The organism is Cytobacillus sp. NJ13, assembly GCA_030348385.1.
Classification (GTDB): domain Bacteria; phylum Bacillota; class Bacilli; order Bacillales; family Cytobacillaceae; genus Cytobacillus.
In genome coordinates, this window is record JAUCFP010000006.1 from 2,166,322 (window position 1) to 2,189,780 (window position 23,459).

Annotated in this window: 22 protein-coding genes; 8 read left to right on the forward strand and 14 right to left on the reverse strand. The window is 42.1% G+C overall.

The features are described from left to right. Window positions 1-4: 4 nt before the first annotated feature. Both QUF73_10515 and QUF73_10520 read left to right on the forward strand, forming a co-directional pair. Window positions 5-397: a spore germination protein GerPE gene (locus QUF73_10515; GenBank protein MDM5226652.1), complete on the forward strand. Its 393-nt coding sequence runs from the start codon at window positions 5-7 to the stop codon at window positions 395-397. A 34-nt stretch (window positions 398-431) separates the two neighbouring features. After that, window positions 432-650 carry a spore germination protein gene (locus tag QUF73_10520; protein MDM5226653.1) on the forward strand — a complete coding sequence of 73 codons (219 nt, stop codon included), beginning with the start codon at window positions 432-434 and terminating at the stop codon, window positions 648-650. A 33-nt stretch (window positions 651-683) separates the two neighbouring features. On the opposite strand, the gene QUF73_10525 is transcribed toward QUF73_10520, so the two are convergent. The 3 genes from QUF73_10525 to addB all read right to left on the reverse strand — a co-directional run bounded on the left by QUF73_10525 (window position 684) and on the right by addB (window position 8,426). Next, window positions 684-995: an HNH endonuclease gene (locus tag QUF73_10525; protein MDM5226654.1), complete on the reverse strand. Its 312-nt coding sequence runs from the start codon at window positions 993-995 to the stop codon at window positions 684-686. Between the two features lie 188 nt (window positions 996-1,183). After that, window positions 1,184-4,942 (reverse strand): helicase-exonuclease AddAB subunit AddA, encoded by a 3,759-nt coding sequence (gene addA / locus QUF73_10530; GenBank protein ID MDM5226655.1) that lies wholly within the window; start codon window positions 4,940-4,942, stop codon window positions 1,184-1,186. Further along, the gene (addB, locus tag QUF73_10535; GenBank protein ID MDM5226656.1) at window positions 4,920-8,426 is read right to left on the reverse strand and encodes a helicase-exonuclease AddAB subunit AddB; all 3,507 of its coding nucleotides are present in this window, start codon (window positions 8,424-8,426) and stop codon (window positions 4,920-4,922) included. The genes addA and addB overlap by 23 nt, the downstream gene beginning before the upstream one ends. A gap of 117 nt (window positions 8,427-8,543) precedes the next feature. On the opposite strand from addB, the gene QUF73_10540 reads away from it, so the two are divergent. Further along, window positions 8,544-9,728, forward strand: coding sequence for an MFS transporter (locus QUF73_10540; protein ID MDM5226657.1), 1,185 nt, complete (start codon window positions 8,544-8,546; stop codon window positions 9,726-9,728). A gap of 33 nt (window positions 9,729-9,761) precedes the next feature. Here QUF73_10540 and QUF73_10545 read toward each other — a convergent pair whose 3' ends face one another. The 3 genes from QUF73_10545 to fabG all read right to left on the reverse strand — a co-directional run bounded on the left by QUF73_10545 (window position 9,762) and on the right by fabG (window position 12,358). Next, on the reverse strand, window positions 9,762-10,301 hold the full coding sequence (locus QUF73_10545; protein MDM5226658.1) for a GNAT family protein: 540 nt from the start codon (window positions 10,299-10,301) through the stop codon (window positions 9,762-9,764). An 83-nt stretch (window positions 10,302-10,384) separates the two neighbouring features. Next, entirely contained in the window at window positions 10,385-11,563 is a 1,179-nt protein-coding gene (locus QUF73_10550) for a thiolase family protein (protein ID MDM5226659.1), read from the reverse strand. 54 nt (window positions 11,564-11,617) lie between these two features. Then, on the reverse strand, window positions 11,618-12,358 hold the full coding sequence (gene fabG, locus QUF73_10555; protein MDM5226660.1) for a 3-oxoacyl-ACP reductase FabG: 741 nt from the start codon (window positions 12,356-12,358) through the stop codon (window positions 11,618-11,620). Window positions 12,359-12,613: 255 nt separating this feature from the next. On the opposite strand from fabG, the gene QUF73_10560 reads away from it, so the two are divergent. Then, the gene (locus QUF73_10560; GenBank protein ID MDM5226661.1) at window positions 12,614-12,940 is read left to right on the forward strand and encodes a hypothetical protein; all 327 of its coding nucleotides are present in this window, start codon (window positions 12,614-12,616) and stop codon (window positions 12,938-12,940) included. 146 nt (window positions 12,941-13,086) lie between these two features. Here the strand turns inward: QUF73_10560 and lepB are convergent, their stop codons facing one another. The 4 genes from lepB to QUF73_10580 all read right to left on the reverse strand — a co-directional run bounded on the left by lepB (window position 13,087) and on the right by QUF73_10580 (window position 17,782). After that, complete coding sequence (gene lepB, locus QUF73_10565) at window positions 13,087-13,641, reverse strand: signal peptidase I (protein ID MDM5226662.1); 555 nt, start codon at window positions 13,639-13,641, stop codon at window positions 13,087-13,089. 26 nt (window positions 13,642-13,667) lie between these two features. Then, window positions 13,668-14,291 (reverse strand): TVP38/TMEM64 family protein, encoded by a 624-nt coding sequence (locus QUF73_10570; protein MDM5226663.1) that lies wholly within the window; start codon window positions 14,289-14,291, stop codon window positions 13,668-13,670. A 130-nt stretch (window positions 14,292-14,421) separates the two neighbouring features. Next, complete coding sequence (locus QUF73_10575) at window positions 14,422-15,357, reverse strand: LCP family protein (GenBank protein ID MDM5226664.1); 936 nt, start codon at window positions 15,355-15,357, stop codon at window positions 14,422-14,424. A gap of 439 nt (window positions 15,358-15,796) precedes the next feature. Next, the gene (locus QUF73_10580; protein ID MDM5226665.1) at window positions 15,797-17,782 is read right to left on the reverse strand and encodes a S9 family peptidase; all 1,986 of its coding nucleotides are present in this window, start codon (window positions 17,780-17,782) and stop codon (window positions 15,797-15,799) included. Window positions 17,783-18,014: 232 nt separating this feature from the next. On the opposite strand from QUF73_10580, the gene QUF73_10585 reads away from it, so the two are divergent. Continuing rightward, complete coding sequence (locus QUF73_10585; protein MDM5226666.1) at window positions 18,015-18,404, forward strand: hypothetical protein; 390 nt, start codon at window positions 18,015-18,017, stop codon at window positions 18,402-18,404. A 98-nt stretch (window positions 18,405-18,502) separates the two neighbouring features. Here QUF73_10585 and QUF73_10590 read toward each other — a convergent pair whose 3' ends face one another. Beyond that, the gene (locus QUF73_10590) at window positions 18,503-19,057 is read right to left on the reverse strand and encodes a competence protein ComK (protein MDM5226667.1); all 555 of its coding nucleotides are present in this window, start codon (window positions 19,055-19,057) and stop codon (window positions 18,503-18,505) included. A 199-nt stretch (window positions 19,058-19,256) separates the two neighbouring features. Between QUF73_10590 and QUF73_10595 the strand changes: the two genes are divergently transcribed. Both QUF73_10595 and QUF73_10600 read left to right on the forward strand, forming a co-directional pair. Then, entirely contained in the window at window positions 19,257-19,493 is a 237-nt protein-coding gene (locus tag QUF73_10595) for an IDEAL domain-containing protein (protein ID MDM5226668.1), read from the forward strand. Between the two features lie 62 nt (window positions 19,494-19,555). Beyond that, the gene (locus QUF73_10600; protein ID MDM5226669.1) at window positions 19,556-20,200 is read left to right on the forward strand and encodes a Type 1 glutamine amidotransferase-like domain-containing protein; all 645 of its coding nucleotides are present in this window, start codon (window positions 19,556-19,558) and stop codon (window positions 20,198-20,200) included. Window positions 20,201-20,245: 45 nt separating this feature from the next. Here the strand turns inward: QUF73_10600 and QUF73_10605 are convergent, their stop codons facing one another. From QUF73_10605 to QUF73_10615, 3 genes are all read right to left on the reverse strand, one after another. Beyond that, complete coding sequence (locus QUF73_10605; GenBank protein MDM5226670.1) at window positions 20,246-21,538, reverse strand: M48 family metallopeptidase; 1,293 nt, start codon at window positions 21,536-21,538, stop codon at window positions 20,246-20,248. Between the two features lie 174 nt (window positions 21,539-21,712). Further along, window positions 21,713-22,018: an AzlD domain-containing protein gene (locus QUF73_10610; protein MDM5226671.1), complete on the reverse strand. Its 306-nt coding sequence runs from the start codon at window positions 22,016-22,018 to the stop codon at window positions 21,713-21,715. Beyond that, window positions 22,011-22,739 carry an AzlC family ABC transporter permease gene (locus QUF73_10615; GenBank protein MDM5226672.1) on the reverse strand — a complete coding sequence of 243 codons (729 nt, stop codon included), beginning with the start codon at window positions 22,737-22,739 and terminating at the stop codon, window positions 22,011-22,013. The genes QUF73_10610 and QUF73_10615 overlap by 8 nt, the downstream gene beginning before the upstream one ends. A gap of 136 nt (window positions 22,740-22,875) precedes the next feature. On the opposite strand from QUF73_10615, the gene QUF73_10620 reads away from it, so the two are divergent. After that, entirely contained in the window at window positions 22,876-23,424 is a 549-nt protein-coding gene (locus QUF73_10620; GenBank protein MDM5226673.1) for an XRE family transcriptional regulator, read from the forward strand. The last annotated feature ends 35 nt before the right edge of the window (window positions 23,425-23,459 follow it).

Below are 23,459 nucleotides of genomic sequence, written 5' to 3' on the forward strand. Positions count from 1 at the left end.
TATTATGCTTCAAAGAACTTCATCTGTTGATAAAATCAATATTGATACTATCTCATTTTCATCGGTATTTGAGATTGGAGACTCCTGTTCGATTCAGGGTTTCTCCAGGGCACTTGCGGTCCAGCGTGAAGCTGAATTTTTTGACGCCCGGGAAGGTAATTTTTCTGCTTATCCGATTTTCAGCGAACCCATTCCCTTAATGCCCATCAATAAAGAAATTGTAATTCAGACTGCCCAGCTAAATCCAATTATTAAGGTGCAGAATATTGACATAATTGGGGTTTCCTCTTCTTCTGTCATTCATATCGGCAACAGCCGCGATATCTCAATGGAATCCCGGGTCAAGCATATCCGTCAGGTTTACCCCAAAAACAATAATTCTGCAGGCAGACCATAAAGAAATATAAAATTATTTAAAAAGGATGTTTTTCATGCCAGCTATAATCGGACCGGTACAAATTATAAATGTTAGCGGGGGAATTGTTCAATTTGGAGATGCCCTGTATATCTCCCCAAAAAACAATTCCAAATCAACAACCGGACAGGGCGCCGCAAATACAGGCGGCTTAGTTATTACAAACAATGGCCTAAACGCCAGCAATGTGCTTGATACCAGCCTGGTTGACCAGCCAAATGTCGGCAACAACTAAATTATAAGCTGACCATGGATGATAACAAATTTGTTATCGTCCTTTTACTTTCCTTTCATTCGATTTCTTTGCTTTCGTTAACTTAGTTGAAGGCTGCTTTCTAATCCATTTCAAATATTTTTCTATTTTCTCATCCTGCTGCAATAATTCAATTTTATTCAGTCTTACTGCCAGTTCTGGATTTGTATATAATGCATGAATCTGTTTATGGCAGGGAATGCATAAGTTCGCAGTTGGCAGGAATGTACCTCCCATTTCTTTCGGTGTCAAATGATGTACGGTTATTACAAGATCCTCCCGCAGGCATAATTCACAGGTTCCGGATTCTGTCCGCTTTTTTCCCATCATAAGCCTCCTTTAATTTTAGATTACCCCAAATTTGTGGAAGTAATGGAGCGGGGTCTCTGTTTCTGCGGGGATGGCCCTTTTTACCTCGAAGCGGATCCTTTTAAGCGCGGGAACTCACTGTTTGTACACCCAATAACATTCCTGCTAGTACGCAAAAAACCGGCAAGTCCCCTTGCCGGCTTATCTTATAGCTTAATTGTATGAGCTCCATCAAAGAAGAAGAGGCATCTTTCATTGACTTCTCTTTTTAAAATTTGTTCCAATGCTCTCGTGTACATATCAATTTGAACTTTGTACCTGTTTTCGAGAATTGGTTTGGCTTCATCAAAGCCTCCCTTAAACCGGCCGGTAATTCCATCAGTTTTATAGTCAAGGAGCACCAAGCCCTGTTCATCTTCAAATACACAGTCCACAATCCCCTGAATGAGAACAGGTTCGTCTTCTCCCTGCCAATCTGAATAGATTTCCCTGGCTGGGAAAGATAAACTGAATGGGATTTCTCTTCGTATCGATTTAGCCTGAACAATTCTTTGTCCCAGTTCGGTTTCGAAGAACTGTACAATCAGCTGCGGCTCAATGCTGGCATGCTGCTCTTCTGTCAGCAATTCGTTTCTAACCATTTCATCCATTTTGGAAGATATCGTTTCTACGGTTGCGGGCCTGCTGAAATCAATATGCTGCATGACAGCATGCATAGCTGTACCCCGTTCAGCAGGAGAAAGTGATTTTTCCTGCATGAATCTTGGCCTGCCAAGCAGGGGCTTGCTGATTTTTCGGATTAATTCAGTACCGCTGTCTTCTTCAGAAAAAATCTCCCGCTGCCGCTTCACTTCCGAAACGGATTGTTTAGAGCGGTGCTGTGCTGCTTGCTTATAGGAATATTTCCAGGAAAGCTGTTCTTCTACTTTATCCTTATATGCCGATTCAGCCGGAACAGGTTTTCCTTCATAAACCAATTGCAGCAGATCCGTTCCGCCATCTTTGGCTTCTTCTGAAAGAACAGCAGCTTCTTCGCTTTTGATTATGGTTATATTCCAGCAGGAAGGGTGCTCAAGTATGTCAGCCGGAACGAGAGGATTCACCGTCCCTTCCCCTCTCAATGCCTCACAATCTTTATGTCTTACAAGCGATGGGCCAATCCAGTCCAGGTAACTGTTTGCAGATGCCCTGTCATACTCATTCAGGAGCCACTCTTTATGCTCAGATGCCTGCAGCCACTGATTTATTTTTTTGTCTGCACTCTTGACGGACGAAACAAGGAAAAGCTTTTCCTTCGCCCTTGTTAAAGCAACATAAAGGACCCGCATTTCTTCAGCAAGCATTTCCATTTTCTTTTTTCGTTTAAAGGCAATCTGTGGCAAAGAGGGATAAGAAATTCTTTTCTCTGCATTTACATATTTTGCGGCGAATCCAAATTCCTTATCGAGCATGTATGGCTTTTTCAGATCCATCGTATTAAAGCTGCGGGCAAGCCCTGCAATGAAAACGAAAGGAAATTCCAGCCCTTTGCTGCTGTGAATCGTCATAAGGCGGACAACATCTTCCTGCTCACCCAGAGCACGGGCAGCGCCGAGATCATCGCCTCTGTCCCGCATTCGTTCAATAAACCTTAAGAAGCGGAATAATCCTCTGAATGAAGTTGCTTCATACTGTCTTGCTCTATCGTACAATGCGCGAAGGTTTGCCTGCCTCTGTTTTCCGCCCGGCATGCCGCCGACGAAATCAAAAAACCTGGTTTCTCTGTACAGATGCCAAATCAGCTCGGAAAGAGAACCCTGGCGCGCCATCACACGCCAATCCTTAAGCTGATCAAAAAATGGCCGCACTTTTTCATATAAATCTCCTGTTTCCAGGTTTGGGTTATTCCGGCAAAAAGAAGTCAATGCTTCATAGAAAGATCCTCTTTTATTATGGATCCTGATTTGTGCAAGCTCTTCTTCGGTCAGCCCTAAAATAGGAGATCTTAGAACAGAGGCCAGCGGAATATCCTGATACGGATTATCAATCACTTTTAGAAGTGACATCATAATCGCTACTTCCGTTGCTTCAAAATAGCCGCTGGAGAGATTGGCATAAACAGGGATTCCCTGCTGTTTAAACTCCTCCATTATTTGCGGAGCCCATGTCATGGAACGAAGCAGGATGACAATATCCCTATACTTGGCAGGCCGCCCAGCTTGAGTCTTTGTGTTGTAAACTTCTTTCCGATTCTCAATGATTTCTTTTATTTTCGACGCCATAAATCTGGCTTCGAGCTGTGACTGGGCTAAATCTTCGCTGTCAAAACCCTCATCCATTGATTCAGGCTCAGGTTCGTTTTTTTCATTTCCTTCAAGGTCAATAATGGTAATTTCTACAGGGTGTTCCTGACTCTCTGAATAAGGAGCTCCTTTAACAAGCTCAGCTGCCTGATCATACTCAATTTCACCGACAGCTGCTCCCATAATTTGCTTAAAAATATAGTTGGTCCCGTGGAGAACTTCTTTACGGCTTCTGAAATTTCGCGCCAAATCAATTCTAAGCCCTGCCTCTTCACCGTCCCGGCCAAACCGTGTGTACTTACCCAAAAACAGATTAGGCTCTGCAAGGCGGAAACGGTAGATCGACTGCTTTACATCCCCTACCATGAAAAGATTCCCGTTTTCTTCTGATTCCGCTGTTACCAGCTGCAAAATAGCTTCCTGAACCATGTTGGTATCCTGATACTCATCAACCAAGACTTCTTTGAACTGAATTCTGCAGGCAAGAGCTGCTTCTGATGGCAAGAGCCTACCCTCTTCATCTGATGATGAAAGAATTTCAAGGCAATAATGCTCAAGATCGGCAAAGTCAACCAGCCCTTTTTCAGTTTTAACCTGGTCAAAGCGAATGGAAAATTCTTTAACTAACCAAACAAGCGATTCTATGTGGGGCTTCATTTCCGCCATGTCACGCAGGAAGCTTTCCTGTTTGCGGAAAAACAATTCTTCCTGCAGGCCAGTTATAATTTTCTTTGCCTGGTCCCTAAGTTTCTTTGCTTTTTCAACCAGCCCTTCATCATAAACATCTCCCTTACACATTTTGGCTCTGCCAAAAGACCATGATTGCATCGCTTCATATAGCATCGGCCACGAATCATTTTTCGCTTCAATTAGAGTATTTACAACGTGCAGATCTGCGATAAAGTTTTCTGCTCTCGGAGCCGGTCCTCCTGGAAGCTTAGTCAGCTCCAGCCCATATTCCAGCAGCTGCTTTGCCCCTTTCAGCTGAAGATCTATATCTTCCAAAAGGGAACGGACAAATGGAAGCTGTTCGAGACTGTTAACTCCGTCCACGTTATACATCTCAACAATAGAATCAAGATATTGATCAGGTGAAGGATTGGAGCGGGCAAAATCGTATAAGTCCCTAATTATATCCTGAAGCGCATTGTCACTCCTGTCATTTGTAAAAGTGTCAACAAGTGCAAAGAATGCTTCATTTCCCTCTTTACCGTATTCCTCTTCAAAAAGCTCTTCGAGTACTTCATCCCTTAAGAGCTGTGCTTCTGTTTCATCAGCGATTCGAAATCCGGGATCAATATCGGTCATGTAGTAATATTTGCGGATCATCTCTAAGCAAAATGAATGCAAAGTTGAGATGGATGCTCTGTTTAATAAGCTTACCTGCTTTCTGAGGTAGGCTGACTTCGGATCGGCATTTATCGCTTTTTCAAGAGCCTCGCCGATTCTGTGCCTCATTTCGGCTGCCGAGGCATTTGTGAAGGTCACAACAAGCAGTTCATCGACATTATTAGGATTTTCATCAGCAATAATCTTATTGATGATCCTTTCAACCAAAACAGCCGTTTTCCCTGATCCGGCTGCAGCAGCCACAAGGATATCCTGGCCCTTGGCCATAATTGCTTTCCATTGGTCATCAGTCCAGTTTGCATCTTCCGGCTTAGGCGGTATGGCCATTTTCATCGCCCTCCACCTCCTTCTTGATGATTTCAATCATGTCTTCTTTTGGCTTAGGCACAAATAATCTGTAATCATTTGTTTCAAGCGATTCGTCAAATTGGCATACAGATTTATAGGCACAAAATGTACATGGTGTTTTTTCCTTCATTTTATATGGGGCAATTTTAACATCCCCCTCTGTAATCATATTGCCAGTATTCCTATACATCTTTCTAACGTAGCGGCGCAAATAATCAAACTCCTGCTTGCTTGCCACTTTAGATCGCTTCGAAAGTGTCCCGTCTTTTTTGAATCCGGCTGAGATAATGGATGAATCGCCTGTCTCAATTGTCTGGTCCATTAACCTGATGACATTTTCATCTCCCAAAAGCAGGCCATTCATTTTAAATTTCTTATAGAGCTCCTGCTCGATATCCTCTAATGTCAGCATTTTTGAAGTGCTGACGATTGGATTATGGACATGGAAATAAAGGACTCCTGCCGGATCGGCTTCAGTCCCGATCAAAGAATTGGAATGGGCAATAATGATGTCCAGATACGTGAGCATCTGCAGAGCAATGCCATAATAAACCTCACTGACATTCAAATCCTTGGAGCTTGATTTATAGTCAATTACCCTTAAAAATGTCCCGTTTGTATCCTGAGCCTTGTCCACTCTGTCAATTCTTCCGACAAGCTCCATTTTAGACCCGTTTTTAAGAGGAAAAACAAGCGAAGGAAGTTCTCCTTTTGGACCAAACCCCAATTCAAGGCCGACTGGCGAGAATCCGCTTGATTTTGCATGCTCACTGATGACATAGGAGGCCCTGCTGATGATTTGCTCAAGCTTTCTCTTAATATAGTGATGCCTGTTCGAGCTTAAAAGAATTTCATTTTGCAGTTTAGGAGCAAGCATTTCAACTGCTTCTTTTGCGAGGATCTCACACTGTTCCCTCGTCATATCTGTCCATGAAAGCTTATGAGTCATAACTGTTTCTGCGATAAATTTTAAAGCAGCATGGAATAAATCCCCGATATCCGGCGCTTCCAGGCGGTATACCTGTCTTTCCCGCAGCCGTAGTCCATGCTGTGCAAAATGGGAAAATGGACAGCTATGGAATAATTCCATCCTGGAAACACTCGCCTGAATATGATCGCCATACAATTCTTTACTGATGTCTTCGCCAAGCTGAAGTGTCCGGTTTTCATAATTCAGGCTGGAAAGAACCTTTAATGCCGACCTTCTCCACTGCTCATTATTAAGATAGAAGTTATAAACATCCCACCACAGGTCATAGATTGGATAGCTGCGTTTTTTCAGCTGAAGCTGAGAAGTTAAATACGAAAGTGCTGTATTAAGATTATCTGCATATTCCAGCTGCTCCGTTTCCGGCAGCTCTGCCGGATCCGACATGAAGGAATGCTGCCTGCAATCAGGGAATAAATCTCCCAATCTCTTAATATAAGGAGAAGGCATAAGGGCTTTACCTTCTTCATTTGCCAGCGGATAACTGATAAAAAGTTTTTCTGATGGAGTGACAAACGCTTTATAGGCTATGAATTCTTCATCCAGAAGTCGTGTACGGCTTCCCGGCGCCAGTTTCATTCCGTTTGTGTTCAGAATTTCTCTGTCGTCATCCGCCAGCACACCGTCCTCTGAGAATTTGGCAGGAATTACTCCTTCATTCAGACCAATGACAAAGGCAGCTTTAATATCAGTTAGTCTTGATCTTTCCAAATCGGCCGCCATGACCTGATCGATGGCAGGCGGAACAAGCGTAAATCGCAGCGACTCCAGACCGGCATCCAGAACGGAAGCAAAGCGCTTAAGCGTCACTTCTTCTTCACCAAGCATTTCTACATACTGATCCAGAAGCTCCATAATAGCATTCCATGCTTGTCCATGTTCCCTTGATCTAACAAGGTTCCCTTTTCCCTCTTCAGCAGATTTCCACTTTTCAATCTTCACAGGCACATCCAATTCTTCCAGATACAAAAATAAAGCTTCACAATAGCCGCGGCCATCAGCAGCCTTTTTCAAGCGCCTGTGCAGCCTTAGTATTGGGCCTGTAATCATTTCGCGCAAATCACTTAACTCATCTTCTATTTTCTTCTCGGCATCTGTCTGGGCAACCGCTTCAAACTCCAGCCCCCTGATTCTCCTGTATATCCATCTCTTCTTCTTCGTCCATTTGTCCCCTTGAATGCCATAGGCAAGAACATAGTTCTCAAGTCTGTCCATTTGCTCACGAAGCTTGCCTGCGTTTAACTTGGATGGAAATATCAGCTCCGTTTTTACTGCCCTGAAGATTGGTTCATATCGCCAATTCCCATTGATAATTTCAAGAGTTGACCTAATTAACTCCACGAGTGGATGATTCAGCATAGTTCTTTTTTGGTCAATAAAAAATGGGATTTCATAGTCATGGAACACTGTTTCAATCATGTCATGATAATCCTGTCCGTTTCTTGCAAGTACTGCAATATCACGATAGCGATAGCCATCTGTGCGAATAAGCTTATTTATTTTCCTGGCAACGCCCTCGATTTCAGCCCGCCTGTTAGCAGCATGTCCGATGTGAATGTCTGCTTCCCCTGGAAGTGCCTCAGCAGGCCTGCTGTCAAAATATGCCTCAAGATGCTTAAGAGAATGGCTGCTCCACCTTTTTTGCTCAGTAAGGACCAGTTCTTCAACACCCAGACTGTTGCGTGAAGCCATTTCTTTGATTGTCTGATAGTTTTCTCCCGCCATTCTGAATAAATGAAGATCTTCAGGAGCACTATGTTTAAACGGCTGGTCAAGCGTCAGTGTAATAGTTACGTTTTTACACTGCTTCATCAGCTGTTCAACAATCGAATATTCCTGTGGTGTAAAGCTGTAAAAGCCATCTATATAAACCTCGGCATTTTTTAGATACTCCGAATGGGAGGCTTTTTCAGCAAGCAGGCGGAAATAATCTTCTGAATCTGTATATTTGCCGGCAAGGGATTCTTCAAAATTTTTATAGATTAACTCAAGATCATGCAGCTTGTCCTGAAGTGCCTTATTCGATTTCCCTGATCCTGAGAGCTGCTTCTGCCTTTCAGCCAGTTCATCGGGAGCTACACAATAACGTTTGAATTCAGTCATCATTTGTTCAATTTGCTGAATAAAACCATTTTTATCTGCAGCCCTCTGGAAAAGCTTCAGTTCATCCTTTTTATCTTCGATGATTTTGCGGATTAGCATGCTGATGCCAACACTGTTAAGATGGTATCTGCTCATGCCTCCTGTTTCCTGAAGAATTCTCCAGGCAAGGCGCGTAAAAGAATATACCTGGCTTCGTATCATTCCGCCAAGGCCTGGCGTGGTAATTAATTTATATTCTGAAAGGAACGTCATTTGTTCCGGAACTAAATAAATGATTGGATCTCCATCCGGATTAAACCGCAGTTCATCGCGGATTTCATTAAGGCAGTATTCCGTTTTGCCGCTTCCGGACCGGCCTATCAATAAACGTACGGTCATATTTTTCCTCCTTAAAAAAGCTCTCTCTCTATCATTATTTTATCATATCAGCTGTTCAATTTTTTGTATGGGGTTCTTCAAAATTGTGGAAATGACAACTTTCCTATAGGGGGTTTCGTGCATAAAGTATATCGGCAGGTGATAAGGATGATTTCAAAACAGATCCTGACTGCAACGTCAGTCATTTTGACAGTTACAGGAATTTTCGTGGCCAGCAGCATTTATACACTAATCCCTATTTACGGGGACATTGCTGACTCATTTAAAGTAAATGAAAATTATATTGTCGGCGGGGGAAGCCTTTTTGCATTTTTTTATGCAGCCGGCCTGCTATTCTTTGGCCCTGCTTCAGATACATTTGGCAGGCGCAGAATTATTATTACGGGTTTGTTTGCTTCTGCTTTGTCCACTTGTGCCGTCGGGCTCTCTCCTAATGTAGAGACTCTCTATATAACCAGGTCGATTCAGGGTCTGACTCTTGGGAGCTTTGCTCCTGTTGCCTTCGCTTATTCTTTTGATCTTTTTCAGCCCAGGAGCCGCACCCTGCTGCTTGTTTTTATCAATACAGGATTCCTTGTCGCCGGAATTCTTGGACAGCTGATCAGTTCGACAATTACTTTTTATTTTAAATGGAACTATGCTTTTTATTTCTTTGCGTTTTGCTATTTTATTCTTTTCCTTGTATCGTATAAAATACTTCCAGGCACTTCTCCTCCTTCCAAATCAGGGGTTCCCGTTATTTCTATTATGAAAAAACTATTAATCAACGGAAACCTGCTCCAAAGCTATGCTATTACCTTTACTTTGCTGTTTACCTTTGTAGCTTTTTACGATGCAATAGGAAGGAATTTCAAGGGAACCATGGAGGAGCTGTTCACATTAAGAGCTGTGGGACTAATCGGGGCGCTGCTGTCCCTCTTTACGGGAAAATTAATTGAGCGGATTGGTGCCCATTCGACATTAAAGCTTGGTTTACTTTTAGGAATCTTCAGCATCATTAATATGTTTTTCTTCAGCAGCACTATTGCCTTAATGGCTATTTCTATAATGTTCGTGGCTTCCATATCTCTTCTTGTTCCCACTGTTATCACACTGATTGGCATGATTGCAGGGGCTGATCGTGCAAAAGCGCTTTCTCTCTATTCTTTTTTTCTATTAACTGGAGCAAGCCTTGCCCCGCCGGCAGTCATGATACTTGAATATCATTATGTACTGTATCTGCTTCTTGCCTTTTTCCTGACGAATATCATTCTTAGCTATTTCTTGTCAAAAGAAATTATTTTTGTCAGTCAGCCAGAATAAATCTTGTAAAGCGCGGAATCATTCCGCGCTTCTTCACTCTTTCCACTCCTTTCTCAGGAGCCCGTACAGATACATATCATGCCGTTTTCCATCGCGCTCAAGAAACTCTCTATAGCAGCCTTCTCTCTGGAATCCAAGACTTTCATAAAAAGTTTTTGCTCTAGTATTATAGGAAAATACAGTAAGCTGAAGCCTATACAGATTAAGCTCCATAAAAGCATAGCGAATCAGGCATTGCATGGCTTCCTTTCCGTACCCTTTTCCCCATTCGGTTTCATCTGCAATGGCAATGGTGATCCAGCCTGTTCTGTGGGGCCATAAAATGCCGTTTAACTCTGCATAGCCTATCAGTTCATTTGCTTCTTTTAACCTGAGCGAGAATCTGAAGGTGTCTTGCGGACATTCATCAAGCCATTTCTTAATTTCCGTTTCCTGTTTGGGTTTTACCGGCAGAGCATCCAGGTTTCGCATGATTTTTTCGTCTGCATGCCACTGGATTATCTTTTTAATATCTTCCTCAATAAACGACCCCAGAATGATACTCTTTCCAGACAATATCGTACTGCTTATCACTTTCTTCACCCCCGGAAAAATCAATTATGCTGAAGATGGTTTCCACTTATTTCGGATAAATAAAGAGCTCCCGAAGGAACTCTTTATTCGTACGTTTCCACAAATACTGTGGCTCCCATCCCGCCTCCGACACATAGAGAAGCTATTCCTTTATGGCCGCCTCTTCTTTTTAATTCATGAACGAGACTCACAACAAGACGCGCACCGGTACATCCAATAGGGTGTCCCAGGCTGATTCCGCTTCCATTTACATTCACTTTGTCCCGGTTTAAGCCTAACTCTTTCTCCACCGCCAAATATTGGGCTGCAAAAGCCTCATTGACCTCAATCAAGTCTGCATCATCAAGCGACCAGCTGACATTAGCAAGGCCTTTTTTGACTGCCGGCACAGGCCCTCTTCCCATTACCTTTGGATCTACTCCTGCCACGGAGAATCCAGCAATCTTTGCCAGAGGCTTCAGTCCCTTTTCCAGAGCCAGTTCTTCCGGCATCAGGACAAGTGCTGCTCCGCCGTCATTCAGGCTTGATGCATTTCCTGCTGTAACGGAGCCGCCCTTTCTAAAGACAGGCTTCAAGCTTCGCAGCTTTTCGGCTGTTAAATCTGCACGCGGGTTTTCATCTTTTGTAACAGTTACTTCCCCTTTCCTGCTTTTCATAATAATTGGAACGATCTGCGAATCAAAGTAACCGTTTTCAATCGCGTGCAAGGCTCTCTTATGGCTAAGCAAGGCCGCTTCATCTTGTTCTTCTCTTGTAATGGCATGAATTTCTGCCAGGTTTTCTGCCGTTTCCCCCATCATAATATGATGGATTGGATCTTCGAGAATTTCCCATACGGTGTCGGTTACTTGCCCATGCTGCATGCGGGCGCCCCAGCGATGCTGTTTTAATACATAAGGGCTGGAGCTCATGGCTTCCACTCCTCCAGCAATCACGATATCTGACATCCCTGATTGAATCTGCAGCGCTGCAGAAATAATTGCCTGCATACCGGATGCACACTGCCTCTGGACTGTGAACCCTGTTGTTGTTTCATCAAAGCCTGCAAGCAAAGCTGCTGTTCTTGCTGTATTCGGTTCATCTGTACGCTGAATGCAGTGTCCCAAAATCACTTCATCCACCTCATTGCTCTGCAGGCCGCTTCTCTCGGCAGCTTCTTTTAATACAGGCACAATCAAATCTGTCGGCAGAAGATCCTTAAACGCTCCGCCAAACGTTCCAACTGGTGTTCTGACTGCTGATGTTATTACAACATTTCTCATCTTTTCCACCTCATTAATCTTCTGATTATCAAGCACGCGCTCGAAGTCAGATCATTACATCATGATTCCGCCATCTACATGAAGGACCGTGCCATTCACATAATCCGATTCATCGGAAGCTAGAAACAGGTATGCATTCGCAATATCTTCCGGTTTTCCAAGTCTGCCCAGCGGAACCATACCCTGCATTTGGCCAATAACCTTTTCCGGTACTTTTGCTGTCATACCGGTAGAGATGAATCCTGGGGCAACGGCATTTACGTTAATTCCCTTTCTGCCGAGTTCCTTTGCCCATGTTTTGGTCATTCCCACTACACCAGCTTTGGCTGCCGCATAGTTTGTCTGTCCGATATTCCCATAGACTCCCGAAACAGAGGACGTATTGATTATTTTTCCGCTTCCCTGTTCCAGCATGAATGGAAGCACTGCTTGTGTACAATGGAAGACACCTGCCAGATTCACGTCCATAACTGCCTGAAAATCGTCTGCAGCTAGCTTTGACAGCATCCCGTCCCTTGTTATTCCTGCATTATTGATAAGGATGTCAATTTTTCCAAATGCCGCTTTTACAGCTTCCGCCATACTGTCTATGCTTTGCCTGTCCGCGACATTAACCTGAAAAAACTCAACCTTAAGACCTTTTTCCTTCAGCTCTTGAGCCCTGGTAATTCCCATGTCTGCATCATAATCAGCCATTGCTACCACCGCTCCTTCACTTGCAAACTTTTCGGCCGCAGCCAGACCAATTCCATTCGCCGCACCAGTAATTATGGCGACTTTATCCTTCAGCCTCATCAATTGCACCTCCATGATATATTTAAATATTCCGACATCAGATACTGAAACGGATCCTTTGACGTGTACAAAAGCTATTATTCGACAAAGCCTGCAGTTTCTCCTGTGTCCTCTGCAATATATTCTCATTGTTTAAAAAGCTATCCCAGTCTTCTAAAGGAACTCATGGTAATTTTTTGAATCGGTTTAATCGCAGCCAAAAAAGGCTAAGAAATATAAAACAAAAGGACAGCAAAATTGAAAGGAGCATTTATCATGAAAGTTGTTTATGGCTTGATGGCTCAAAACGGAGATGCCCAGGAGCTGTTATGGGATTTGGGATTTTGGGAAAGTGAAGAATCCGCAATGGAATATTTAAATGCCGAAATGGCCAATACACGCGGAATTACCGTAGAGCCCATTACTATTAATGACGCTATCCCAATTCCACCAGAGGAAATGGAAGAAGAAAAAATGGTTGCCTGCTCCCTTTGCGGAATTGAATACAATCGTGAAGATGTTAATATGACTGACTATGATGAAAACGTATGTGTAAACTGCGAACCTGAATATAGGAATAATCCCAACTTGCATGTTAGCTGAGATGTCTTGCCTTCAATAAGAAAAGCACAAGCGCCTTGCCCTCCACCTACACCTCGAAGGGGTATGCTGCTTGGACTAGCCAGTTTAAAATAAAAGGACTCGAATAATTGATATTATCGAGTCCCTTTTTCACAAAATAAGTTTGTTTAGAATGACGCATCCATTTCATCAAGCGGCCAATAGCGCAGGTTTACTTTTCCTACAACCTGGCCGGCTGAAATAAATCCAAAATGCCGGCTGTCCCAGCTTCCGAGGCGATTATCTCCCATAACAAATAGTTTTCCATCCGGAACCGTTTCGGTGCCCGTCATCTCCAAGAGTGTGAAATCACCTGTCAGTTTGCCTCCTAATGTTTCTTTCCGGTATTTCTCCAAGTAAGGCTCATCCACTTTTTTGCCATTTATAAATAGTTCATCATTGCGGTATTCGATTTCATCCCCTGGCATCCCTATAATTCTTTTTACAAAATCCTCTTCATCATTATGATGAAAGACAATTACATCAAAGCGCTCTAAATCGCTGACCTGATAGCCGATTTTATTGACAATCAGCTTATTTCCATCCTGAAGGGTGGGCATCATGGATTCACCTTCCACAACATAATTAGAGAAGAAAAAAGTCCGTATAAAAGCAAAGATAATGATGCCAATTGCAAAAGCCTTCAGCCATTCCGCTCCCTCTTTTCTCAATCCTTCCTTCACATTTCATCTCCCCAATACTTATGCATTCAATGCTTTTTATTCCCGGGATCTTTTTCTACGCTCATATTCATCTTTATTTCAATGATTTTGCCGACATACCAAAGAATGAAAATGACCAATGCAACAATGGCTGTCCGAATTGGCTGTGTTACTAATGATTTGATATCATATCCGACAAAGCTTATTGTAAAAATCATCACTATTTTGCCACTCAGGACTGCCAGCATGTATTGAGCAATGCTGATATTTGAAAGCCCCGCGACAATATTTACAACTGCCGAAGGAGTAAACGGAAAACAGAGCAGGATGAACAATGGCCCAAACCCATGCTTTTCCACCCATTTCATAAGCTTCTGTACCTGCTTATGCTTCTTCAAAAAACGGAGTAATCGTTTTTGGCCATACTTCCTGACCAGCAGGAAAACGAGCAGCGCTCCTGCCACCGCGCCGAGCCAGGAGTATAAGAAACCCAGCCAGAGACCAAATGCACTCGCATTTGCCATAACAAACAAAACCAGGGGCAGAAAAGGCAAAAATGCTTCTAGCATTGGAAGCAGAATACCGGGAAGCGGCCCAAATGAACGATATTCCCGAATTAAATCCATTATATGATCCAATGTAAACCAATCTTTGAACAGTTCAAAATCCATTTAGTATCTCCTTGTCCAATATGCAGCAAAGTCCTATTCGTTTGATTTCACAAAAGGGAAGTTTCCCCTAGTTTTACCACTTCCCCTTTTATTGTACACCTAATCCGCCAAAAACAGTGTTTCTAACTTTTTATTTCGAAAGAAACTCATGGATTGCCGCTTTGTTCGCCTCTTTATCTATTCCTAAAACAGCAGCACCATTAATTCTCTGGTTTTCAAATGTTCCATCAACAGGAACACGAAGAGTCTCTACATTCCTGTTATCCTTAGATAAGAAATCTTTCCCAATATACAGAATATCGCCCGTATTCATATTCGTATTTACAAAAGGAGTTACCACCCCGATGAGTTTTGGAAGCTTTGTAATGGTCTGAAGGCTTGTAAACTGGCTTGCTACTTCTTTCATTACCTTCTGCTGGCGTTCTACTCTCCCAAAATCCCCTACCGCATCCTGCCTGAATCTGACATACCCAAGGAGATGCTCTCCATCAAGACGCTGCAGGCCCGGTTCCAAAGTAACACCGATATTGGCAGACATTCTTTTTTCCACATCAATTTCTACCCCTCTTGGAAAAGCTTCATCGATTAAATGAACAAAGCCTTCGAAATCAACAATTGAGTAATATTTTATATCTATATCAAAGTTTTCCTTAATCGTCTGCCTTAATAACTCTGGCCCGCCATAAGCAAGAGCTGAATTTATTCTGTTTTGTCCATGGCCCGGTATGTCCACGTACATATCTCTCATAAAGGAAATAAGTTTATATGTGCCCTTCTCAGGATGATATTGGGCAACCATAATTGTATCTGCCCTTGATTTCTCCTCTCCCCTTGCATCACTTCCAAGGATCAGGATATTCGTTCCTCCATATTTATCTTTTTCACCATTAAATTCAAATTCTTCTGTCTGTATATTTGCCTCTCCCTCTGTCTGGGAAACGCCTTGCTTGAATTGGAAATACGAATAGCCAAGGGTTCCTGCAATCAGGAGAAACAGGACTAAGAGGACGGATTTCCATTTCCATTTACTTTTCTTTTTTTTCTTTTCATATCTATCTGATCTCATAAAAATAATTCCTTTCTTTGCAGTAAAATTATGATTCTGCGGCACAGGTATGAAATACCTTCAAATATATGACTGCGGTTTCCATAAAAAAGTTTCGATATCACTGCTGGTATATCCTGTATACCCTTATATTTTGCAGATGAATTGGATTCGTTGCAATTTATTTTAAATATTTTCTGTATGCTGTATGAAAACTGATTTCATTGATATATCGGCGATTTTGATGTTACTTTACAGCTTTATTAGAAAAGCGGAAGCGCCTTGCCCACCCCCGACAAGCACAAGTCGAGCCTCACTAAAAGGCGTCCTTTGCCTTTTGGGAGGATCGGCTTGTGACCTCGAGGGGGTAGGCGCTGGAGCTAAACAGCTCTCGAAGTACAAAGATATAAATTTTGATATTATCAAAAAACCGCAAACCCGAAGGCCTGCGGTAACTTTTTTATAGATATTCATCAAACCAGCCGGCAATGTAATTCAGACGGCTGATTCTTAAATTCGGTTTTCCGCTTCTGGAAAGCTCATGGTTGGCTTCAGGGAACCGCACAAATTTTGCTGTTCTCTTCCGATGCTTTAAGGCAATGAATAATTGCTCTGCCTGCTCAATTGGACAGCGATAATCTTTTTCGCTGTGCAGAATCAGCAGGGGTGTATTCATATCATTCACATAAGCAAGCGGCGAATGTTTCCAAAGCTTTACTACATCATTCAAATCACTCTTGATTTGCCAATCAGTAAAATAGTAGCCGATATCACTTACTCCATAAAAGCTGATCCAGTTGGAGATGGATCGCTGAGTGACTGCTGCCTTAAAGCGGCTGGTGTGTCCAATAATCCAGTTGGTCATAAAGCCGCCATAGCTTCCTCCCGTTACGCCAAGCCGGTCTTTATCAATAAAATCGAAGTTTTCCAGCGCGTAATCGACTGCATCCATAATATCTTCATAATCCTTGCCACCGTAATCTCCTCTTACAGCGTCTACAAAATGCTGGCCATATCCATGGCTTCCCCGTGGATTGATAAATAAGACCGCATAGCCTTTTGCTGCGAGACATTGAAATTCGTGGAAATAAGAATTGGCATACATGGCATGAGGCCCGCCATGGATTTCGAGCACAAGCGGTGCTTTTTCGCTATCTTTCAGATGGACTGGTTTCATGATCCAGCCATGCAGGTCCCAATTATCCGAAGATTTAAACTGAATTGGCTCAGCATCTGCCAGTTCAACTCCGTTCATGAACTCTTCATTCACTTTTGTGAGCTGTTTTAATTCCCCTGAAGGGACATCAAGCAAAAATAAATCCCCTGGATTTGAGGGCTTGCTAATGGCTACAACAGCTTTATTGATACTTCCTCCTGTTGTCAATCCATATACATGCTGCTGATCCAGCAGCGCAGGATATAATTCCCCATCTAAAGAGCCATAATAAACAACTGTATTGCCATGATCAGTTGCCAGGAAATAAAAGCTTCTGCTGTCCTCTGCCCAAAGAATTCCCGGTGTTACTGCACCCTGCTGGAAATCCCCGATGGCATAATCACCAGCCAATATATCTGATTCTGCAGTCAGGCACTGCAGATTTCCAAATTCGAGATTATACACCCAGACCTTTGTATGCGTAGCATTTTCGTATTCCCTTTCATGCCCGAACAATCCTATGTATTTTCCATCCGGCGACCATGTGGCGCTTCCAAAATAACCTTTTCCATTTGTGACCCTTTTCATGTCTTTTGTTTCAACATGGATGATATACACATCGCTTAGAAAAGAGAAATCTTTGTCTTCACTTAAATCTGCCGTAACAGCAATCCATTTTCCATCAGGTGACCAGTCCTGCAATTGGTAGTCATGTTCTCCGGATGTCAGCTGTTCCATACCGCCAGTTTCAATATCTATTAATGCAACCTGGCTGTACCTTCCGCCCCAAAAACCCTGGGCGTCTGATTTATGCTTCATTTTTTCAATTTCAAGCGGAACGGGCTTGTCTTCCTGTTTTTCCTGATTTTCCTTTGTTTCTGCATCTTCACCAGGTTTTATTGAAAGATTGAAAACAATCTTCTTCCCATCAGGTGACCAAACAGGATTTGAAGCGCCATTTGCACAGTGTGTCAGCTGTCTGGCTTCTCCGCCTGCTTTGCTCATCACATAAATCTGTGATTTTCCGTCTCTGTCGGATACAAATGCGATTGACTCCCCATCAGGAGACCAGCGGGGTGAATGATTACGGTGCTTGCCGTAAGTCCACTGAACCGGCATATTGCTTTCAATTGTATTTAAGTAAAAAATATTTGAACTATATGTATTTTCCTCATCAAGCATTCTGGTCTCAATAAAAGCTAAGTCATTTCCATTCAAGGATAGCTGCGGATCAGCTACAGATTTTAACTGATAAAGGTCTTCCGGTTTAATTGTTCTTTTTTGCGTCATTGATTCCATCCTTCCTAACTGTGCTGCTCTACTTATTTCGACATCAGAAATAAAATCCCTTCTCAATAAGCTGCTGGCTGAAACTTTTTTTAATTATTGGAAATGATGAAACATAACAGCGTTTCGACAAATATAGGCTCTTGCAAGAAAAAACATTCCTTTGTAAAATTAAATAAGAACACTTGTTCTGTAATACTAACAGGATACTATTGATTAAGGGAGCAGAAAGAATATGACCAGAATTCCTGAGGAAGACCGTAATATCATGGAGCAGGCTATTTATTTGCCAATGGTGCTAACCATTTTAAATCGGGACTCCATCGTCATTAATAAAAGCCCGTTTAAACTAAAACAGCCTTATCTTGATTTGGTTGAAGAAACAATGAAGGTCATTCAAAGTGAACTTTCTGAGGTAAAACGCTATATGAATAAACACCAGCTAAAGGTACAGGAAATAAAGAGAGATGAGGCATTTACTATGTTCATGTTCCTTTACAAAGGATATGAGGAGCACCATAATTACTTTAACCCCCGCATCCGCAATAAAGTCCAGGAGCTGATGACATATTATCTTATTAAAAAACCTATGCCTGGGCCAGGAAAAAACCTGAAGGCAAATTAATATTTGTAATAGGAAAAGCCTGCAGCTAATAAGGTAATATACACACGGAAAACAGAAGCATGAAATTCCGCATGCTTCTTAGTTATCCTTTCCCTTCTCTATTGGTAGGCTCCAGTTCTCTCCGAAGCATTCATTATTTTGGAACCATTCACAAAGTACAGTGCTTTTCTCTCTGAATCTTCTATCCTTCTTATCAATGTCGTTTTTAGTAAAGCTGTTCTGAGCACCTGATTATTAAGAGTAGTATAAGATACTGGAATGATGAAGCTTTGCTTATTCTTAAAAACCACTTGAGTATGTGCGTTTTCCGCTCGCTTGAAATAATTGATGTGATCCAATGCAATCCAGATACATTCAGGATTGTTTGGAGAGGCCGTCGGGAAAAAATAAATGAAATTTGTGGGGTCGATCGTTATCGGAGCTTTATGGGTAATGCCGGTTAATTGGCGTGTCCCCTCTTTTCTGCCTTCATAGCTTGATCCAAAATATCTGCAGCTGCTTTTAATTATATCGACCGGCTTAAAAGGGGAAGTCACCTCATCATCAAGCTCCCAGATTTGTGAATAAACTTTTAGCCCATAAGAAAGGGGTTTGATAATCATTGTATTTGGATTGACTTCATACTCTTCGATCATTTGGGTATTATGGCTCATATGTTTTCATCTCCTTTTCTATTCCGCTTCCGCTTTTCCATATTAACACCAATTTATCTAAAAATTACTAATTTATTCAATAGTTTTTAAATTGTTCACAATTTCGACATTCTGAAAATATTTTCTAAAAATTTAAAAAACTCAGTTGAATATTCAGAGGCAATTCCATATAATATTAAAAAGCTCAGGAGTGATTTCCATGAAGGAAAAATCATACACCGAATTAATGAAAACCAGTGGGCTGAAACGGAAAAACCATAAGGATTCTTTTGTTCTTGATCTTTATATTGATATGCTTGTTTCCGAGATTCTGCTGAATACTGAAAAAGAAAAGCTGATGAAAAAAATAGACGCAGCCATTGATGAAGGAAATAAACCTTCATTTATGCATTTATCGAAGCAGTACAAAGAACTTTCCAAACGTTTTGGCACTTAGTATACTAGCTTGCCCCCGCCAATCAGCGGGGTATTTTATTTTAACAAGGCAGGAGAAAATTAATGGACAGCAGGCATTTATTTTTAATGGGCGGAAGCCCTCCATTCGGGCAAAGGCTTGGAAAAAAGTTTACAGAGCTGGCTTCCGGAGCGGCTGGCAAAATAGCTATACTCTTTTTGGAAAGGGAAGGCTGGGAAGGCTATATGAATAAGTATACTGCTGGCTTAACTCAAAATGGCGCAAGGAATTTCTGTTATCTGCCGCTTTCCCCTGCACCATCAGAATCTTTTCTTCAAGAATTGGGGTCCTGTTCCGGCATCATCATTGGAGGCGGTGAAACGGAAAAATACAGAAGTTTTATTGTGGATACTGAAGTGGGAGAATACATTGGCAAAATGTACATGAACGGTATTCCTGTAGCAGGTTTTTCGGCAGGTGCCCTAATCATCCCGGAGCATTGCATAATTCCCCCTATTGATACACCTGAAAAACAGCATCTCTTTCTGAAAGGTGTCGGTTTAATCAGGGATTGTGTCATAAGTGTCCATTTCATTAAATGGAATGAAGGGGAAAATTTAAAGAGGGCAGCCGGGAAAACCAATGCCAAGACTGGTTATGGAATTGATGATGATGCAGGCATTTATTTTTATAATGAAATACAGACTGATATTGAAGGCCGCATACATATTTATAAGAATGAAACGTAAAAAAGCAAGCCGCATGGCCTGCTTTTCTCTCATATTATTGTCAAATCAGTCTGCCGCCTGCTTCCGTTCTTTTTGCCTCTGTTCCATTTCAAATTCTTCAAGCATGGAAATACGCTCCAGCATGGTTGGATGTCCATACCGGAATATTTTTACGAGAAGCGGCGGATTAACCTGGCTTAAACCGGCACGTGTCAGCTCCTGAAATGTTTCTATTGCTGCTTTTGAGTCCTTCGTCATTTCGATGGCATAATGGTCTGCCCTTGTTTCCTGATACCGTGAAACAAGATTGGATAAAGGGCTTGAAATAAAGAGCAGCATCGAAAGAATCATCAAAAACAGCGGCAGGGACCGAATATCATTTACCGCAGGAATTTTTAGCGCCCTTCCCCATTTATCGACTGCTTTCTCCATTAATTTGGCTGTCAAATAAAGTCCCAGCAGGGAAAGCAGCAGGTAACCGCCAATTCCGATGTATATATGCTTTTCCACGTAGTGGGCCATTTCATGTGCCATAATAAACAGGATCTGATCTTCAGTTAATTTATTCAGTGTTGTATCCCAAAGAACAATTCTTGAATTTGATCCGATACCTGTCACATATGCATTCAGCGCATTCGTTTTCTCTGCCATATCGACTTCAAAGACATGTTCCGCCGGTATTTTAGCCTGACTGGCCAAATCAAGAATTTTTGTTTCAAGTTCCTTGTTTTTCAAAGGATAGAAATCATTATACAAAGGGTCAATGACAACCGGCTGCAGGAACATCATAAATAAGGTAAATGGAACAGACAATAGCCAGGCATAAAGCCACCATCTCTTCCTGCTCTTATTAATCAGCCAGTACAGTACAGACACAATGAGAACCATCATTCCATAATTAACCCAAAAATCAATGAGCTCATCTTTCATCCATCCGCTGAAGCTCTGAGTTGAAATATTATACGTTTTTGAAAGTGAAAAGCTGATATAGCTTAATGGCATCGTGGCGATAAACGCGAAAAAAGAAAGCCAAATCAAATAGATCGCCGTTTGCAGGAATTTATAAGGCGCAGTCTGCTCAGCCCACTTCTTAAAAGCCTTCGATAAGCCAAATAAAAGAATGAATAAATAGAAAATCCACTCAAAAGGTGTAGAAATAAAAAACAGCAGGTTTCTTATTTTAGAATATTCCTCACTGAGCATCAGTTCCCTGCCGTTCAGGAAAGTTGCCGGATCTGCACGTGAGCCTTCATACTCAAACGGCAGACTGCTGTCAGCAAAATAGAATAAATACCAATAAAAAAATAAACCGTATACGAAAAAGGCCAGCGCCCCGTAAAAGCCTAATTTCCGCGCCATCTGATCCCCCCTTATGGTACAACCTTTCTATATTTAGTTTAGTATAAAAATCTGTAATTAGAACTATTTTGGCGGGACAATCATTAATTAAAAGTTATAAGCCTATTCCAGCAGTTCTATTGAAAAAACCGGTTCTAGGAGGAACCGGCTAAAGAACATCAATAATAATCTTTTCTAAAACAAGAAAGAATATACAGATAACAGAGCAATTGATCCTAATACAACAACAATCACATTTGCACCTAAAAAGGCTGCGAGAAAAGCAGCGGCTGCCCCGAGCAGCCCAAACCAAATATCTTCATTTATAAACAGAATGCCTGGAAAAATGAGTGCCCCTAATGTCGCATACGGCACATTCTTTAATATCCCCTGAACAAATCCGGGAAGCTCCTTCCCCTTAAAAAGCATAAAAGGCAGCAGCCTTGGGATATAAGTAACTGCTGCCATCCCAACAATCATCCACACGATATGGCTACTCATGCCCCTGCCCCCTGTGCCTGTTTTTTACACTTTCAATCCATTCTACTATTACAGCCGATAAAAGCGTAGACAGTACAATTGCCCAGCCTGTCGATAGTGTATTAGTCAAAGTGAAAATTGTGTTAAAACACGCTGCAAGTATCGCAAGAAATACAATTTTTGCACTCTTTTTCATAGACGGGACGAGAAGGCCGACAAACATGGCATAAAGAGCAACAGACATGCTTTCCTGCAAGGTTTGCGGAAGGCTCGCACCAATAAGGTGCCCAAGCCCCGAGCAAATGACCCAGCTTGCATAGGAAACCGAGATAAGCCCAAGCATATAACCGCTTGTTACCTTTTCTTCACGTACTGCTGCAACTGAGAAAGTTTCGTCCGTAATCCCAAATGATAAAATTACCTTGTTAGCAGCCTGTTCATCATCCCACTTTTCATTAAGAGAGGTAGACATTAAGAAGTGCCTGATATTCACAATAAAAGTTGTCAAAACAATTTCAAATAGTCCCGTTCCCAATGAAAGAAGGCTCAGGGATATGTACTGTGCCGCCCCGGCAAATACAAGCAAACTCATTAAAGCTGTTTCACCAATTGAAAGACCAGTTGTTTTGGCGAGCAGCCCAAATGTTAAAGCGATGGGTGCATATCCTATCGCAATGCTGATTCCCGACTGCACCCCTTTCTTATATTCCCCGGAAGGCTTGCCGACTGCAAGTTCTGCCATAATGCTCACCGCCTTAAAAACTATAATACTAGGCCTGAAAATTATACTATAATAGACTTAATATTGATGAATGATGCTTTGATATAATATATTATACATTCGTGCGTTATATTACACAATAAGTTTGGAGGATATAATGGAGAATATTCAAAAAAGTATTGGGGAAAACCTAAGGAATATTCGAAAAACAAGAGGCTGCAGCCTGGATGCTGCGGCAGAAATAACCGGGGTCAGCAAGGCGATGCTGGGGCAGATTGAGCGGGGGGAATCCAACCCGACTGTCACCACCCTTTGGAAAATCGCGAGCGGCCTTCAAGTTTCATTTTCCTCACTTATTCATGAGGAACCATCAGATGTCCAATTCATAGAATTGAAGACTCTAACTCCAATAATGGAGAGCAGCAACTACAGGGTTTACCCCGTGTTCCCTTTTGACCCCCGCAAGAAATTCGAGATCTTCACAGTCGAAATTGAACCGGGCTGCCAGCATACATCTGATAAACATAATGAGGGTGTTGAAGAATATATCACTGTCATGTCCGGAACGCTTGAAATGGAGATCGGAGACCAGCGAATCACTGTCCGCCCCGGCAATTCAATAAAATTCTCAGCAAATAAAGCGCATACGTATAAAAATCTCGGAGACGAATTGATTCGCTACCAGGCAGTCATGTATTATCCATGAAAAAGTTGGCATATCGCTGCGGGCGGTATGCTTTT